Raw genomic sequence first — 15,568 nt, 5'->3', positions numbered from 1 at the left:
GGGGCGGGGCTCAGTCGGGGGCGGGGCCGGTGCTGCCCCGGCGGACCAGTTCCGCCGGCAGCGTCTCGACGCGGGGCCGGCCGCTGGCCGGGTCGAGGGCTAGGGTCATCGCCCGGACGCCCAGCTCGACCAGGGGCAGCCGCACCGTGGTCAGCGCCGGGGTGACGTCGCCGGCGATCGGCATGTCGTCGAAGCCGAGGACGGAGACGTCCCGGGGCACCCGGACGCCGCGCGAGCGCAGCAGGGCGAGCGCGCCGACGGCCATCGAGTCGTTGAGCGCCACCAGCGCGGTGAGGCCGGGGGTCGCGTCCAGCAGGTCGGCCGTGGCCCGGGCACCACCGTCGCGGTCGAAGTCGGCGTAGCGGATCCGCTCCTCGGGCAGCTCCACGCCCTCCCCGGCGAGCGCCCGGCGCAGCCCGGTGAGCCGGTCGGTGATGGTGGTCAGGATCCGGGGGCCGGCGACCACCCCGATCTCCCGGTGCCCGAGGCGCAGCAGCTCCCGGCCGATCAGCTCGCCGCCGGCGTCGTTGGCCGGCATCACCGCGTCGCCGAAGTGGTCGTGCCGGCCGATCACCGCGACCCGACCGCCCGTCGCCTCGTACGCGGCCAGCTTCTCGTTGAGCAGGGTGGTGAACGCGGCGTCGTGGTAGCCGGAGCCGGCCAGCACGATGGCGGCGACCTGCTGGCCGCGCAGCAGCTCGACGTACTCCAGCTCGCGGACCGGGTCGCGGTAGCTGTTGCAGATGATCAGCAGCCGGCCCCGCTCGATGGCCACCCGTTGCAGTCCCCGGGTCACCTCGGCGAAGTACGGGTCCGAGACGTCGTGCACGACGACACCGACCACGCTGCGCTGCGGCCGGGCCAGCAACTGGGCGTGCGCGTTCGGCACGTACCGCAGGTCGGCGACGGCGCGCAGCACGCGTACGCGCAGCTCCTCGGCGACCGGCTTGCTGCTGCCGTTGATCACTCGCGACGCCGTCGCGGGGGAGACCCCCGCCTGTCGTGCGACATCGGCCAGCGTCGCCATCCGCCGCCCCCTGGTGGTCCTCCCGAGCGGTCCCGCCCCGCCGGTCGCGGACAGGTTACCGCAGTGGCGTCGGAAAGCCCTTGCCCCGCGAGGGGCCCCGCCCCTACGCTCCCAGGAAAGCGCTTGCCCGGCGTGTTGGTGATCCCTGCCCGCCGCGCGGGCGCCGGCCCGAGGAGAGGGAAGAACATGCGCAGGCCGATCGGCATCATCGTCAACGGCGTCACCGGCCGGATGGGCTACCGCCAGCACCTCGTCCGTTCGCTGCTCGCCATCCGGGAGCAGGGCGGGGTGCCACTGGCGGACGGCACCCGGATCTGGCCCGAGCTGGTCCTCGTCGGACGCAACGAGAACCGGCTGCGCGACATCGCCGAGCGGCACGGGCTGACCGACTGGACCACCGACCTGACCGCCGCGCTCGCCCGCGACGACATCGAGATCTACTTCGACGCCCAGCTCACCCAGCAGCGGGAGAAGGCCGTCCGCCAGGCGATCGACGCCGGCAGGCACGTCTACACCGAGAAGCCCCTCGCGGAGGACAGCGCCGCCGCCGTGGAACTGGCCCGGGCCGCCGAGGCCGCGAACGTGCGCACCGGCGTCGTACAGGACAAGCTCTTCCTGCCCGGCCTGCGCAAGCTCAAGCGGCTGATCGACGGCGGCTTCTTCGGCCGCATCCTCTCCGTGCGGGGCGAGTTCGGTTACTGGGTCTTCGAGGGCGACTGGCAGCCCACCCAGCGCCCGTCCTGGAACTACCGAGCCGAGGACGGCGGCGGGATCGTGATGGACATGTTCCCGCACTGGCACTACGTGCTGGAGGAGCTGTTCGCCCCGGTCCGCGCGGTCTCCTGCGTCACCGCCACGCACATCCCGCGCCGCGTCGACGAGGCCGGGCGGCCCTACCCGGCCACCGCCGACGACGCCGCGTACGGCATCTTCGAGCTCGACGGCGGGATCATCGCCCAGCTCAACTCCTCCTGGACCGTCCGGGTCAACCGGGACGAGCTGGTCGAGTTCCAGGTGGACGGCACCGAGGGCAGCGCGGTCGCCGGGCTGCGCAACTGCCGCGTCCAGCACCGGTCGGTCACCCCGAAGCCGGTCTGGAACCCGGACCTGCCCTCCGGCGAGGACTTCCGCTCGCAGTGGACCGAGGTGCCGGACAACGACGAGTTCGACAACGGGTTCAAGGTGCAGTGGGAGGCGTTCCTGCGGCACGTGGTGGCCGGCGAACCGTTCCCGTGGGACTTCCTGGCCGGCGCCCGCGGCGTGCAGCTCGCCGAGCTGGGCCTGCGCTCCGCCCGCGAGCACTGCCGCGTCGAGATCCCGGAGCTGAGCCGTTGAGGACCGAGGTCACCCTCCCCGACGGCACCCGGCACCGGCTCTCCGGCGCCGGCGGCTTCGCCCGCCCCGACGCCCCGGCCACCTCCCGGACCGCGTACGCCGCCGCGCACGTGGTCGCCGACCCGCGCGCCGAGAACGTCCCCGGCGCCCCGGCCGCCGTCGACTGGGAGCGCACCCTGGCCTTCCGTCACCACCTGTGGTCGTACGGGCTCGGCGTGGCCGAGGCGATGGACACCGCGCAGCGCGGCATGGGGCTGGACTACCCGGCCACCCGGGAGCTGATCCGACGTAGCGCCGCCGAGGCCCACGCGTCCGGCGGGCGGATCGTCGCCGGGGTCGCCACCGACCAGCTCCCCGTCGGCCCGGCGAGCATCGAGCGGATTCGCGACGCGTACACCGAGCAGCTCACCGAGGTCCTGGCCGCCGGCGCCCGGCCGGTGCTGATGTGCAGCCGGCACCTGGCCGCCGCCGCCCGCGGCCCGGAGGACTACCAGCGGGTGTACGCCCACCTGCTGGCCACCACCGACCGGCCGGTGGTGCTGCACTGGCTCGGCGACATGTTCGACCCGGCGCTGACCGGCTACTGGGGCTCGGCCGACCTGGACCTCGCCGCCGACGCGGTGCTGGACCTGATCAAAGACCATGCCGAGAAGGTGGACGGGATCAAGGTGTCGCTGCTCGACGCCGACCGGGAGGTGGCCCTGCGCCGCCGACTGCCCGCCGGGGTGCGCCTCTACACCGGCGACGACTTCCACTACCCGGAGCTGATCCGTGGCGACGCGGCTGGCCACTCCGACGCCCTGCTCGGCGTGTTCGCCGCGATCGCCCCGGCCGCCGCCGCCGCGCTGGCCGCCCTCGACCGGGGCGACCTGGCCGCGTACGACGGGATCCTCGCCCCCACGGTGCCGCTGGCCCGGCACCTGTTCGCGGCGCCGACCTGGCACTACAAGACCGGCATCGTCTTTCTGGCCTGGCTGACCGGCCACCAGGACCACTTCACCATGGTCGGCGGCCAGCAGGCCGGCCGGTCGCCGGCCCACCTGGCCCGGCTGCTCACCCTCGCCGACGCCGCCGGGCTGCTGCCCGACGCGGAGCTGGCCGGCACCCGCGCCCGGGCCTACCTCACCGTCGCCGGGGTGGCCCAGTGACCGCCGTCGACGAGCCGGCGGTGACCGCCCCCGCCGGAGGCCGGCTGGCCCGGTTCTCGTTCAACCAGGCCACCGCCACCGGCTGGGGGCTGGCGGAGCTGGTCGCCGGCTGCGTGGCCGCCGGGGTCCCGGCCGTCGGGCTGTGGCGGGAGCCGGTGCGGCAGTACGGGCTGGCCAGGGCCGCCCGGCTGGTCCGCGACGCCGGGCTGAGGATCACCTCCCTGTGCCGGGGCGGGTTCTTCACCGCCGACGACTGGCGTGCCGAGAACCTGCGGGCGATCGAGGAGGCCGCCACCCTCGGCACCGCCGAGCTGGTGCTCGTCTCCGGCGGGCTGCCGGCCGGTAGCCGGGACGTCGACGGGGCCCGGGAGCGGGTCGCCGACGCCATCGGCGAGCTGGCCCCGCACGCCGCCGCGGCCGGGGTGCGGCTGGCCATCGAGCCGCTGCACCCGATGTTCTGCGCGGACCGGTGCGTCATCGCCACCCTGGGCCAGGCCCTCGACATCGCCGAACGGTTCGACCCGGGCGCCGTGGGGGTGGTCGTCGACACGTACCACCTGTGGTGGGACGACACCGTGTACCGGCAGATCGACCGCGCCGGGGACCGGATCGCCGCCTTTCAGGTGGCGGACTGGGTCACCCCGCTGCCCGAGGGCGTGCTGCTCGGGCGGGCGCTGCCGGGGGAGGGCTGCATCGACCTGCGCCGGTTCCGGGACGCCGTCGACGCCGCCGGCTACCGGGGCGCGATCGAGGTGGAGGTCTTCCACGCCGACCTGTGGTCCCGGCCCGGCCCGGACATCCTCGCCGCAGCGATCACGGCCCACCTGACCCACGTCGCCTGAGTCGGGTCACCACGGTCCGTGGACCTAGGGTGGCGGGGTGATCGACATCGCCAGCGTGCTGCTCGTCGACCGGGCCGGACGGATTCTGCTGCAGCTTCGCGACGCGTACGCGCCGCGCCACCCGAACGTCTGGGGGCTTCCGGGCGGGCACCGGGAGCCGGGGGAGACGGTCGACCAGACCGCCCTGCGGGAGCTGCGGGAGGAGACCGCGCTGACGCCCGACGCCGGCCTGCGCCCCTTCGGCTCCCCACAGGTGCCGGAGATAAATCGGATGAAGCACTACTATTGGGGCGGAACGAGCGCCCGTCAGGAGGACGTGGTGCTCGGCGAGGGGGCCGCGATCGTCTTCGTCCCGCCCGACGAGCTGTTCGACGGCCGGCCCTACATGCCCGGCACCGCCGAGGTGCTGGCCCGCTTCCTCGTGGCCCCCGAGTACGCCGAGGCGCGCAGGGCGGCGGGCGGGTAGCGGCGCAGCGCTGCCTCCCCGGTTCGGCCGGCGCCGCCCCGGATCGGGCGGGCCGTCACCGGGCAGGCCCGCGGTGGCGGCGGCCCTGGCCGGGCCGCCGCGCCCGCCGCTACGGGCCGGGCGACGGCGCGACGGTGGAGGAGGCGGCGATGGTCCGGTGGGGCTGGTTCCGGCAGGCGGCCGGCCGGCTGCGGCAGAACTGGGTGGTGGTGGCGGAGGGCACCCTGGCGGCCACCGTGTCCTGGCTGCTGGCGAGCTGGCTGCTGGGGCACTCGCGGCCGTTCTTCGCCCCGGCCGCCGCGCTGGTTGTCCTCGGTCAGGCCCGGGGGCACCGGACGCGCCGGGCGCTGGAGGTGCTGTTCGGTGTCGCCGCCGGGGTGTTCGTCGCCGACGTGCTGGTGCGGGCCCTCGGCCCCGGCAAAAGCTGGACGGTCTTCATCGTCATCCTGATCACCATCGTGCTGGCCGTCGCGTTCGGCGCGGGGAGCGTCGCCGTGGAGCAGGCCGCCGTCTCGGCCCTCTACGTGGTGGTGGTCTCCCCGCCCACCGAGTCGCTGGTGCCGTTCCGCTTCGTCGACGCGCTCATCGGCGGCACGGTGGCCCTCGTCGCCAGCCAGCTCGCCGGTGCCCGGCACCCGCTCGTCCCGCTGGCCGCCGAGTTCCGGCGGACCTTCGGCGACCTCGCCGGTCTGCTCGGCGAGGTCGCCGACGCGCTCGACGCCCACGACGAGGCCGCCGCCCTGGCCGCCCTCGACCGCGCCCGGGGAATGGACGCCGCGGTCCAGCGGCTGCGCGCCGGGGTACGCGCCGCCGGCGAGGCGCTGACCCTGCGGGTGCGCCGCCGCCGGAGCATCAGCCGGCTGCGCTCGGTCGACGCGTCCATCGGGCAGATCGACTCCGTCGTGCGCAACGTGCGGGTCCTGGCCCGGGCCGGGGTGAACCTCACCCGGCTGCCCACCCCCGCCTCCGACGGCCTCGGCGCCGCGATCCGGTCCATGGCCGACGCGGTGCACGCCGCCGGGGAGGCGTTGGCCGCCGACCTGGACGGCCGGGAGGACGCCGCCGACGGGCACGCCGCCCGCGCCGAGACCGCCGCGCTGGAGGCGGTCCGGTGCGCCGGCCGGCTGTTCACCCCGGGCGGCACCCTGCCGCTGGCCATGATCGTCGGGCATCTGCGGACCACCGCCATCGACCTGCTGCGGGGGATCGGGGCGGACGACGACGCCATCCGCGGCCGGATCGACGAGGCGCTCGGCGTCCCGGCGGTGTGACCCCCGCGTCGGCCCGGGTGGGTCGCGCGTCCCCACCGCCCGCCGCCGCCCGGTCCGCCGGTCAGGATGCGGGTAAGGGCCGGGCCGGTGGTCGGTGCTGTCGCCCCGGGGTGTCCAATGTTCGGGCGACGTACCCCCGGAGAGGAAACCACCCCGTGAGCAGCACCGCCGACGCCCCGACCGCCGGCCCCGGCAGCGCGCCGGCCGGCGTGCCCCGCCCGGTCCTGGCCGCCCGCAACGGCGTGGCGGCCGTGTTCGCCCTCAACGGCCTCGCGGTTGCCTCCTGGTTCTCCCGGGTGCCGGCGGTCCGCGAGGCGCTGGACCTCAGCGCCGGGCGGCTCGGGCTGCTGCTGCTCGCCATGTCAGTGGGCGCGCTGCTGGCGATGCCGACCGCCGGGCTGGTCACCCAGCGCCTCGGCGCGGCCCGCACGGTGGCGGCCAGCGTCCTGCTGGTGGCGGGCGGCATGACGGTGGCCGGGATGGCCGCCGGATTCGCCGGGTTCCTGCCCGGCGTCGCCGTCGGCCTGTTCCTGTTCGGCTACGGCTCCGGCACCTGCGACGTGGCGATGAACATCGAGGGGACGGCCGTCGAACGGCGGCTGGGCCGGACCATCCTGCCCCGGTTCCACGCCGCGTGGAGCCTCGGCTCGGTGGCCGGCGCGGGCCTCGGCGCGGGGGCGGCCCGGGCCGGGGTGCCGATCGCCGTGCACCTGATCGTGCTGGCGGCGGTCGTGCTCGCCGGCACGCTGCTCGGGGCCCGGTCCTTCCTGGCGGCCCGCGCCGCCGACCCCGCGTCCGCCCGCGACGACGCCGCCGCGCGCCGTGGCTCGCTGCTCGCCGCCTGGCGGGAGCCGCGCACCCTGCTCATCGGCCTGCTGGTGCTGGTGATGGCGTTCACCGAGGGCAGCGCCAACGACTGGCTCGCGGTGGCGTTCGTCGACGGCTACGGGCTGAGCGAGGCCGCCGGCGCCGCCGTCTTCGGCGTCTTCGTGGTCGGCATGACCGTCGGTCGTACCGCCGGCACGGTGGCGCTCGACCGTTGGGGCCGCGTGCCGGTGCTGCTCGGCACGATCCTGTGCGCCGGGGTCGGCGCCACCCTCGCGGTGCTGGCCGGCTCCGGGCCGGTCGCGATCGCCGGGGTCGCGCTGTGGGGGCTCGGCGCGTCGCTCGGCTTCCCGGTGGGGCTGAGCGCCGCCGCGGACGACGAGGACCGGGCGCCGGCCCGGGTCAGCGTCGTCGGGGTGATCGGCTACTCCGCGTTCCTCGGCGGTCCGCCGCTGCTGGGCCTGCTCGGCGACGAGGTGGGCACGCTGCGCGCACTGATCGTGGTGCCCCTCCTGCTGTTGCCGGCCCTGGCCCTGGTCCCGGTGATCCGGCCGCTGGCCGGCTCCCGGCTCACCCGCTGACCCCGGGCAGACGGCGTCGCCCGCACGAGCCACCGGGACCGGGTCACCCGCTCAGCGCGCGGGTCACCGCGTAGCCGAGCGACGCCGCGGCCAGCCCGGCGGCCACGCTGGTCAGCGCATTGGCCAGGGCGGTCCACGGGGACCCGTCGCGGGCCAGCCGCAGCGTCTCGTAGCCGAAGGTCGAGTAGGTGGTCAGCGCGCCGCAGAAGCCGGTGCCGAGCAGCGCGGCGACGGCCGGCCCGACCGGCGCGGCGACCAGGGCTCCGAGCAGCAGGGAGCCGAGCACGTTCACGGTCAGGGTGCCCCACGGGAACGACGAGCGGTGCCGGGACTGCACGGCCCGGTCGGTGAGGTAGCGCAGCGGCGCCCCGACGGCCGCGCCGAGGGCGATCAGCAGGACCGTCACCGGGCCTCCCGATCCGCGTCGGCCCGGCCGGCCGGGGACGGCCCGTCCGCCGCCCCGGAACCGCCCGCGCCCGGCCGGCCGCCGCCCGCCGCTGCCGGCCGGGCCGCGCGGCGCAGGAACCGTCCGGCGGCGGCGTCGCCGAGCCACACCGCGACCAGCGCCCCCACCAGGGTGGCGACCAGGTACGCCAGCGCGGTGCCGGCCGCCCCGGCGGCCACCGCCAGCCGCACGTCCACCGCGTACGTGGAGAAGGTGGTGAACCCGCCCAGCACGCCGACGCCGAGAAAGGGCCGGGTGAGCGGCCGGGTCCGCCCGGCGGCGACGATCGCCATCAGCGCCCCGATCAGCAGGCATCCGGTCACGTTGACGGCGAACGTCGCCCACGGGAAGCCGGGGGGCCGGTGCGGGAGGGCGGCCTGCAGCCCCGCGCGGGCCAGCGCGCCGAGGACGCCCCCGGCCGCGATCACGCCGAGCACCGCCGCCGGGTGCGCCCGCAGTTCGCCCCGGTCCCCGGGTACGCGCAGGTCGACGTCGGGGTCGACCCGGCGCGGGTCCGCTCCGGTCACCTCGCCCTCCCGACCAGCACGTCCGCCGTCGGCGGAACCCCTCGGCGGGAACCCGTCGACGCGCGTTCTCGCGGCTGCCCGGCGGCGGCGCCCTCGTGTCTTCGCCGGGACGAGCCTACCGTCGGCGCGCCCCCGGCCACCGCGACACAGGTGGCGGCCCGGTCAGCGGACGGCGGCCACCGCCGCGTCGGCGCCGCCCCGCCACAGCGTGCCGACCTCGGTGAAGCCGGCAGTGGCCAGCGTGTCGAGGTGCCAGGAGACCGGCGGGTTCCACTCGGGACTGTGCCCGGTCGGGTAGATCTCGCGGCGCCGCGCGACCAGCGGGCCGAGCACCGGGTCCGCGCCGGCCCGCTCCCACCAGTCGGGCCAGGACAGGGCCGCCCCGGCGGCGTACCGGGCGGCCCGGCGCTCGCGGGCCCGGGCGGTCAGCCGGTCGGTCAGCCCTGGCAGCGCGCCGTCGGGCATCCGGTCGGCGTTGACGAAGAGACCACCCGGACGTAGCAGGTCCCGGATCTCGCCGTAGAGGGCGGTGAGCCGGTCGGCCGGCAGCCAGTGCAGTGCGGTGGCGGTGAGCACCGCGTCGTAGTCGCGGTGCGGCAGCCGATCGGCCCAGTCGGGGTGGCCCAGGTCGGCGACCAGCACGGTGGCCCGGTCGCGCAGCGACGCGTCGGCCAGGGCCAGCAACGCCGGGTCGAGGTCGACCAGGGTCACCTTGGCCCGGGGGAAGCGGGCCAGCGCCCGCAGGGAGATGGTGCCGGTGCCCCCGGCGAGGTCGAGCAGGCGGGGAGCGTCCCCGTCGACGACCGCGTCGACGGCGTCGAGCATGGCGGCGAAGCGTGCCTCCCGGTCCGGCATGAACGCCTCCTGCTGCCGGTCCCAGCTTTCCTGCCAGGCCGCCGCCGTGCCGGCGAGCGGATTGGTCGCCTCGGTGATGTAAGGAGTCATGGTGGTCAGGCTAGTTACGTCGCCGACGTAGGTCCAGACCTTGTTGCAAACTATTGGCAACTGCCGAATAATGGCAGTGCGATGATCGCCGGATGGTCGGCGTGGGCGTCCCGGGCGGCGGTGGTTCCATCCCCGCCCGGGAGGTCGCCCCCCGTCTCCGGCCGTCGCCCGTCCCGCCTGGTTGCCCCTCCTGGCGGCGTGCTCGACCCCGGGAACCCGTGACCCACGTCGCTCCCGACGGTGGTTGACCTCAACGCCGCTTCATCTCCGACCCTGGGCGGTGAGGGCGAGCCAACGGAGGTACGGCATGAGGGTGATCGAGGTGACCCGGTTCGGTGGACCGGAGGTGCTGGCGCTGACCGAGGTGCCGGACCCGTCGCCGGGCCCCGGCGAGGCGGTGGTCGAGGCGGCCTACGCGAACGTGCTGTGGATCGACACGGCGATCCGTGCGGGCCGGGCCGGGGAATGGTTCCCGGACCGGCCCCCGTACCGGCCCGGCTCGGGGGTGGCCGGGACGGTCGCCACGGTGGGTGCCGGCGTCGATCCCGCCTGGGTCGGCCGGCGGGTGGTCACGCGGACCGGGCCGGAGGGCGGTTACCTGGACCGGGCCCTGGTGCCGGTCGACGACCTCTTCGCCGTGCCCCCGGCGGTGTCGCTGCGGGACGCCGCCGCCCTGCTGACCGACGGACTCACCGCGTTCGCCGTGCTCGACCTGGTCGGCGGCGTCCGGGCCGGCGAGCGGGTGCTGGTCACCGCCGCCGCCGGGGGAGCGGGCGCGGTGCTGCTCCAGGCGGCACGAGCCGAGGGCGCCCGGGTGGTCGGGGCGGCGCGCGGCGCGCCCAAGCGGGACGCGCTGCGCCGGTTCGGCGCCGAGGAGATCGTGGACTACACGGCCCCGGATTGGACCGATCGGGTACGCGCCGTCCTCGGCGGCGTCGACGTCCTCCTCGACGGGGCCGGCGGGGCGTACGGTCGGGCCGCGTTCGACCTGGTCGTGCCCGGCGGCCGGACGTGCGCGTACGGCGCTCCGGCCGGTGGCTTCGCCGTGCCGGACCCCGCGTCGGCCCGTGACCGGGGCGTGGCGGTCACCGGCATCGGGGACCTGCGGGCCCTCACGGTGCAGGCCCGACGGCACCACCTGCTGGCGGCGCTGGACGCCGTCGCGGCCGGCCGGGTGGTGCCGTTGGTGGGGCAGACGTTCCCGCTGGACCGCGCCGCCGACGCGCACCGGGCCATCGAGGACCGGGAGACGGTCGGCAAGACGCTGCTTTCCGTCTGACCCGGACGGACCAGGGCCGGCCGGGGACCGACGCCCCGGCCGGCCGCCGGTCAGCGGCCCGGGTCGGCCGGGGCCGGCGGGACGGGGTCGGCGACCACCGGGGCCGGCCCGGCCGGGGCCGGGATCCGGGCCGGGTCGGCCGGAGGTGGGATCCGGGCCGGGCCGTCCGGTGTCGGGGCCGGCCGGGCGGCGAGGCCGCCGAGCAGGGCGCCGAGGAGCGCGGCGAGGGTGACGACGCCGGTGGTCACCTCCGGCGTCCAGCCGATCCCGGCGGCCAACGCGAGCCCCGCCAGGTGCCCGGCGACCAGCAGCCCGGCGAGCAGGGCGCCGGCGATCGGCAGTCGCAGTGCGGCGCCGCGCCCACGGATCGCGTCCAGCCGGAGCAGCAACACGTCGGCGAGGCCGGCGCCGCAGACCGCCCCGAGGGCGGCCCACGCCTGCGGTGTCGGGAACTCGTGCATCACCATGTCGAACAGCGCCACCCCGGCCGCCAGGGTGGCGGCCGCCCCCGGGGTGGCCCGCCTCCGGTGGGCGAGCAGGAACGGCCCGACCAGCACCAGCGTGGTGATCAGGTACGCGTCGACGCCGAGGATCGCCGCCTGCTGCGTCCCGACGGCACCGATCGCGCGGGTCGGCGCCAGAGTGAGGAACGCCGACGCGTAGGTGAGCAGGATCGATGGCGCCATCACGCCCAGGGCCAGGGACGCCACCCCCGTCGCCGATCGTCCGCCGCGCTCCCCGCTGGCCCACCAGGACCGCAGCGGGCTGGTCAGCAGCAGCACCGCCGACGCGTCGAGCAGCAGGTGGCTCGGGCTGAACTCCGCGTCCAGGCCCACCTCCACCCCGAGGATCTCGTGCCAGGCCATGTCGGCCAGGCCGGCGAACAGGAAGGCCACCGCGCCGATCGCCCCGACCCGGTAACCGGCCGGGAAGGCGTCCCGCCACCACCGGGGCGCCGCGTCGCGCCGCTGGTACGCCAGCCAGAACGTCCACGCCGCGGTGGCGACGAAGCCCGCGTAGAGCAGGCCGTGCCACGGGGTGAAGAACCCCTCGATGCTCTCGACGATGTTGCTGTGCGCCCAGCCGTCGGACATCGCCCCGGCCGTCAGGCACGCGCCGAACAGGACGGTGACCAGGTCCTCCCGGCGGGTGGCCGGCGGCACCCGGGGGACGGCCGCAGGGGTGGACGGGGATGCCTCGTGGCGGACTCCGCTGCTCGTCATCGGTGGCCCTCTCGAAGATTGGCGACTCCATGTCATTGTGCGACTCCGTTGTGTGATGAGGTGGGACGGTCGAGGTGCCCACGCCGGGCGGGTCGCCCCGCGTCCACCTGGTGGAACATGCCGTACGCAGGTCTCCCGGGCATCGGCGGGTTCCGCCTACCGTCGGTAGATGTCGGACCCCCGCGCCACGATGGCGGGATGAGTCAGATCGCGTTGTTCCACTCCGTCTACGGCCTGCGCCCGGCCGTGCTCGCCGCCGCCGACCGGCTCCGCGCGGCCGGGCACCAGGTCGTCACCCCCGACCTGTACGGGGAGCCCGCCGCCGACACCGTCGAGGCGGGGTTCGCCCTGCTCGACAAGATCGGCAAGCAAACCGTGCTCGACCGGGCCCGGGCTGCCGTGGCCGACCTGCCGCCCGACACGGTCCTGGCCGGCTTCTCCTTCGGCGTCTGGGTGGCCGCCGAACTGCTCGCCGAGCGCCCCGACGCCGCCGCCCTGCTCCTGCTGCACGGCATCGCCGGCCCGCCGGAGACGGTCCGGCCGGGCCTGCCGGTGCAACTGCACCTCGCCGACCCCGACGAGTACGAGCCGCAGGACGAGGTCGACGCGTGGCAGCGGGCGATGACCGCCGCGGGCGCCGACCTGTCGGTGTACCGCTACCCGGGCCCGGGCCACCTCTTCACCGACCCGGATGTCCCTGATCACGACCCGGCCGCCGCCGAGCTGACCTGGGAACGCGTGCTCGCCTTCCTCGACGGCCGCTGACGCGCACGCCCGGCTGACCCGCCCCGCCCGGTCGGCGTCGGTTTCTCAGGCGGCCACGGCCAGCCGGGCCGGGCCGGTCCCGGTGGCCGGGCGGTCGGCCTCCGTCAGGCCCGTCGCCCCGACCGCCACGGTCCGGCTCACGGTCCGGCCCGCCGTCCGAACCGCCACCGCCCGCCCATTCGCCGGCTGGCCGGTCGTCGCCCGGCGCGTCGTCGCCCGGCCCGTCCAGGGGCGGGCCGTCGTGCCGGGGCGCGCCCCGGCTGCCGTCGCCGTGCCGGCTGCGGTCCGGCCGGCGGACGTGTGCTCGGGGGCGACCGGCGCCGCCGACGCGACCGCCGGTGCGCCGGTCGCCGTGCCGCCCGGTGTCGGCCGGTCGCCCGGTCCGGCCCCGGTTCCGTCGGTGCTCCCCGTCGGGCCCACCGACCTGACTGCCCCGTCGGGTGCCGGTGGCGGCGTTGCCCACTCGCGTAGGCGGACGACCGGCGCCCATCGGGCATCGGGCCAGGCGGTGCCGTCGGGCCCGGGGCGGGCCGCCCCGCTGTCTCCCGGCCCGCGCCGGATCTCCCACGCCGGCCGGCCGGCCGGCCTCGCAGGGCCGCCCGACGGGCGGGAGTCGGGTGCGGAAGGACGGGCGACCGCGAGCCGCAGGGCCCCCGCCGTTGCGGGCGGAACGGCGGTCGTGAGGCGTGGTCCCTCGGGCGGAACGGCGGTCGTGAGGCGTGGTCCCTCGGGCGGAACGGCGGTCGTGAGGCGTGGTCCCTCGGGCGGAACGGCGATCGTGAGGCGTGGGTCCCCGGGCGGGCCGGTGGGCGTGGGGCGTGGCGCATCCAGGGCCGGACCGGCGGGCGTGGGGCGGGCAGCCACGGCGGGGCCGGGCAGCGTGGTCAGGGCCCGCCGGGTGGCCGGCGACCACCCCGTCCGCACCGGCGGGCCACCCCAAGGGCGGGGCAGGGGCGCGTCGATCGGGTAGCGCGGGTCCGCGCCGGCCGGTCGCGCCGGGTATCCCTGGGTCCTTCCGGCCGGTCGCGCCGGGTCCGCCGGGTGACCCAGGGAAGCGCTGATCAGCAGCGTCGGGTGACTGAGGACAGCGCTGATCGGCAGCGTTGGGCGACTCAGGGCAGCGCTGATCGGCAGCGCCGCCAGGTGCGGGCCGACCGGGGCCCTCAGGTCGGCCCGCCGGGCGATCTCGGTCCGTACCGACCGGGGCAGCCGGTCGTGCGCGACCCGGCGCAGCGCCGGATCGGCGACGCGATAGCCGTCCCGGGCCACGCGCCGCAGCAGGCCGCGGCCGGCGAGCCGGCGCAGGACCGGCTCGGCCCGCCCCGGCGCCCAGCCGAACGCCCGGTCCACCGTCGCGGCGGGGACCGACGGCCCGAGCGCGGCGACCACCATCGTCGCGGCGCGCTCCGCGCCGCCGCAGGCGTCCAACCGGGCAGCGGCGCTCGCGCGTACCCGGTCCGGCAGCGCCGCCGCCGGGTCCGCCCCCTCGGGGATCCGCCGCGCGTACGCCTCGGCGGTCCCGGGCAGGCCGCCGACCAGGGGCAGCAGCCGCGCCGCCAGCGCCGTTGGCTGACCGGCCCGGGCGAGCAGTTGACGCAGCAGCCGTCCGGTCTCCACCTGGGACAGGGGCGGCAGTGGCACCTCGGCGCGCCGGACGTCCGGCCCCGGCCGGGTGTCGGCCCACTCCGGACGGTGGGTGGTCACCACCGCCAACGGCAGTTGCCGCACGACGGCCGCCGCGATCAGGCCGCGCAGGAACCGGGTCACCGCCGGGGCGGCGCGGTCCAGGTCGTCCACCGCCACCACCAGGGGCCGCACGGCGGCCTGCCGCAGCAGCAGCCGCTGCCAGACCACCGCGCCGGCCGGGAACGATCCGTCCAGCAGCCCTTCCAGGGCGACGGCCGTGGACAGCGCCCGCCCCGGCGGCACCAGGCCGTCCGCCGCCGCCAGCAGTCGACGGCGGACGGTCGCCGGTGGGTCCTCGGCGCGTACGTCGGCGAACGCGCGCAGCAGGTCGGCCACGGGTCCCACCGGCCGCTCCGGGAACGGCGGGCAGGCGACCACGCACCAGCGCACCGGGGTCCCGTCGGAGGCGTCGACGGCCCGGCGCAGCTCGTGCAGCATCCGGCTGCGCCCGCTGCCGGCCGGGCCGACCAGCGACACCCAGCGGGGGCTGCGCTCGCGTACCGCCCGCAGCACCTGGTCCCGCGCGCCTGCCAGCTGGCGGCGGCGGCCGACCAGCCGGCCGTGGTGGCCGGCCGGCTCGGGGCGGGCCACGTCGGCGGCGATCGAGACGTCCATCGGCAGTGGCTTGCCGGCGACGGTCAGCGGGGGAAGCGCGCGGTGGACGACCAGGGCGGCGGTGGCACGGCGGGTGGCCGCGCAGACGACGACGGCGCCGGGCGGGGCGTGCTCCTGGAGGCGGGCGGCGGCGGTGATCACCGCACCGCTGGCCATGCCGTGCGCGCCGTCGCGCAACGCGGCGACGTCCACCAGCGCCTCGCCGGTGGCGACCCCGACCCGGGTACGCAGGGCTGCCGCGCCGGGCAGCGTCCGTCCGTCCAGCGCGCGCTGGATCTCCAGCCCGGCTCGCACCGCCCGGTACGCGTCGAAGCCGTCGGACTCCCGGGCCCCGAACAGGGCCATCACGGCGTCGCCGACATATTTCTCGACCACGCCGCCCCACCGGACCAGCACCCCGGCGACGGTGTCGAAGTACGCACGTTGCAGCGCCCGGACATCCTCCGGGTCGAGCCGGTCGACCAGCGCGGTCGAGCCGACGATGTCGGCGAAGAGCACGCTGACCGTCCGCCGCTCCTCGGGAACGGGCCAGTCCGCCGGTGCGGTGACCTGCGTTTTCGTGACGATCGTGGACATGGGCATCGCACC

At 76.9% G+C, this 15,568-nt stretch carries 14 protein-coding genes; 8 read left to right on the top strand and 6 right to left on the bottom strand.

Annotated elements, in window-relative coordinates; translation table 11 throughout:
* Window positions 1-10: 10 nt before the first annotated feature.
* Window positions 11-1,027 (bottom strand): LacI family DNA-binding transcriptional regulator, encoded by a 1,017-nt coding sequence (locus ACQPZO_RS16510; RefSeq protein WP_433341967.1) that lies wholly within the window; start codon window positions 1,025-1,027, stop codon window positions 11-13.
* A gap of 186 nt (window positions 1,028-1,213) precedes the next feature.
* On the opposite strand from ACQPZO_RS16510, the gene ACQPZO_RS16505 reads away from it, so the two are divergent.
* The 6 genes from ACQPZO_RS16505 (at window position 1,214) to ACQPZO_RS16480 (ending at window position 7,495) form a co-directional block, all read left to right on the top strand.
* A complete protein-coding gene (locus tag ACQPZO_RS16505; protein WP_433341965.1) occupies window positions 1,214-2,362 on the top strand; it encodes a Gfo/Idh/MocA family protein in 1,149 nt (382 codons plus the stop codon).
* Window positions 2,359-3,510 carry a dihydrodipicolinate synthase family protein gene (locus ACQPZO_RS16500; RefSeq protein WP_433341964.1) on the top strand — a complete coding sequence of 384 codons (1,152 nt, stop codon included), beginning with the start codon at window positions 2,359-2,361 and terminating at the stop codon, window positions 3,508-3,510. Before ACQPZO_RS16505 ends, ACQPZO_RS16500 begins: the two co-directional genes overlap by 4 nt.
* Window positions 3,507-4,352: a sugar phosphate isomerase/epimerase family protein gene (locus ACQPZO_RS16495; protein WP_433341962.1), complete on the top strand. Its 846-nt coding sequence runs from the start codon at window positions 3,507-3,509 to the stop codon at window positions 4,350-4,352. The genes ACQPZO_RS16500 and ACQPZO_RS16495 overlap by 4 nt, the downstream gene beginning before the upstream one ends.
* A gap of 37 nt (window positions 4,353-4,389) precedes the next feature.
* On the top strand, window positions 4,390-4,818 hold the full coding sequence (locus ACQPZO_RS16490; RefSeq protein WP_433341960.1) for an NUDIX hydrolase: 429 nt from the start codon (window positions 4,390-4,392) through the stop codon (window positions 4,816-4,818).
* A gap of 149 nt (window positions 4,819-4,967) precedes the next feature.
* Entirely contained in the window at window positions 4,968-6,089 is a 1,122-nt protein-coding gene (locus ACQPZO_RS16485) for an FUSC family protein (RefSeq protein WP_433341958.1), read from the top strand.
* Window positions 6,090-6,244: 155 nt separating this feature from the next.
* Window positions 6,245-7,495 carry an MFS transporter gene (locus tag ACQPZO_RS16480; protein WP_433341956.1) on the top strand — a complete coding sequence of 417 codons (1,251 nt, stop codon included), beginning with the start codon at window positions 6,245-6,247 and terminating at the stop codon, window positions 7,493-7,495.
* 43 nt (window positions 7,496-7,538) lie between these two features.
* On the opposite strand, the gene crcB is transcribed toward ACQPZO_RS16480, so the two are convergent.
* The 3 genes from crcB to ACQPZO_RS16465 form a co-directional block, all read right to left on the bottom strand.
* On the bottom strand, window positions 7,539-7,901 hold the full coding sequence (gene crcB / locus ACQPZO_RS16475) for a fluoride efflux transporter CrcB (protein WP_350889277.1): 363 nt from the start codon (window positions 7,899-7,901) through the stop codon (window positions 7,539-7,541).
* Complete coding sequence (locus ACQPZO_RS16470; RefSeq protein WP_433341954.1) at window positions 7,898-8,467, bottom strand: FluC/FEX family fluoride channel; 570 nt, start codon at window positions 8,465-8,467, stop codon at window positions 7,898-7,900. Before ACQPZO_RS16470 ends, crcB begins: the two co-directional genes overlap by 4 nt.
* A 162-nt stretch (window positions 8,468-8,629) precedes the next feature.
* Window positions 8,630-9,412: a class I SAM-dependent methyltransferase gene (locus ACQPZO_RS16465; protein ID WP_433341952.1), complete on the bottom strand. Its 783-nt coding sequence runs from the start codon at window positions 9,410-9,412 to the stop codon at window positions 8,630-8,632.
* A gap of 307 nt (window positions 9,413-9,719) precedes the next feature.
* On the opposite strand from ACQPZO_RS16465, the gene ACQPZO_RS16460 reads away from it, so the two are divergent.
* Window positions 9,720-10,691 (top strand): zinc-binding dehydrogenase, encoded by a 972-nt coding sequence (locus tag ACQPZO_RS16460; RefSeq protein ID WP_433341951.1) that lies wholly within the window; start codon window positions 9,720-9,722, stop codon window positions 10,689-10,691.
* Window positions 10,692-10,741: 50 nt separating this feature from the next.
* Here the strand turns inward: ACQPZO_RS16460 and ACQPZO_RS16455 are convergent, their stop codons facing one another.
* Window positions 10,742-11,914 carry a hypothetical protein gene (locus ACQPZO_RS16455; protein WP_433341949.1) on the bottom strand — a complete coding sequence of 391 codons (1,173 nt, stop codon included), beginning with the start codon at window positions 11,912-11,914 and terminating at the stop codon, window positions 10,742-10,744.
* A gap of 198 nt (window positions 11,915-12,112) precedes the next feature.
* Here ACQPZO_RS16455 and ACQPZO_RS16450 point away from each other — a divergent pair, with 198 nt between their 5' ends.
* The gene (locus ACQPZO_RS16450) at window positions 12,113-12,679 is read left to right on the top strand and encodes a dienelactone hydrolase family protein (RefSeq protein WP_433341947.1); all 567 of its coding nucleotides are present in this window, start codon (window positions 12,113-12,115) and stop codon (window positions 12,677-12,679) included.
* Between the two features lie 45 nt (window positions 12,680-12,724).
* Here ACQPZO_RS16450 and ACQPZO_RS16445 read toward each other — a convergent pair whose 3' ends face one another.
* The gene (locus ACQPZO_RS16445) at window positions 12,725-15,562 is read right to left on the bottom strand and encodes an AAA family ATPase (RefSeq protein WP_433341946.1); all 2,838 of its coding nucleotides are present in this window, start codon (window positions 15,560-15,562) and stop codon (window positions 12,725-12,727) included.
* Window positions 15,563-15,568 lie beyond the last annotated feature (6 nt).

Source organism: Micromonospora sp. CA-111912, assembly GCF_050948415.1.
Classification (GTDB): Bacteria; Actinomycetota; Actinomycetes; order Mycobacteriales; family Micromonosporaceae; genus Micromonospora.
Note: the sequence above shows the minus strand (reverse complement) of the source record. Positions and strands in the feature narration are given on the sequence as shown.

Bases quoted from the DNA above. Each gene is read 5' to 3' on its own strand.
- ACQPZO_RS16505 (WP_433341965.1), top strand. From the start codon at position 1,214: ATGCGCAGGCCGATCGGCATCATCGTCAACGGCGTCACCGGCCGGATG.
- ACQPZO_RS16460 (WP_433341951.1), top strand. From the start codon at position 9,720: ATGAGGGTGATCGAGGTGACCCGGTTCGGTGGACCGGAGGTGCTGGCG.
- ACQPZO_RS16445 (WP_433341946.1), bottom strand. From the start codon at position 15,562: ATGCCCATGTCCACGATCGTCACGAAAACGCAGGTCACCGCACCGGCG.
- ACQPZO_RS16455 (WP_433341949.1), bottom strand. From the start codon at position 11,914: ATGACGAGCAGCGGAGTCCGCCACGAGGCATCCCCGTCCACCCCTGCG.
- ACQPZO_RS16510 (WP_433341967.1), bottom strand. From the start codon at position 1,027: ATGGCGACGCTGGCCGATGTCGCACGACAGGCGGGGGTCTCCCCCGCG.
- ACQPZO_RS16465 (WP_433341952.1), bottom strand. From the start codon at position 9,412: ATGACTCCTTACATCACCGAGGCGACCAATCCGCTCGCCGGCACGGCG.
- ACQPZO_RS16485 (WP_433341958.1), top strand. From the start codon at position 4,968: ATGGTCCGGTGGGGCTGGTTCCGGCAGGCGGCCGGCCGGCTGCGGCAG.
- ACQPZO_RS16450 (WP_433341947.1), top strand. From the start codon at position 12,113: ATGAGTCAGATCGCGTTGTTCCACTCCGTCTACGGCCTGCGCCCGGCC.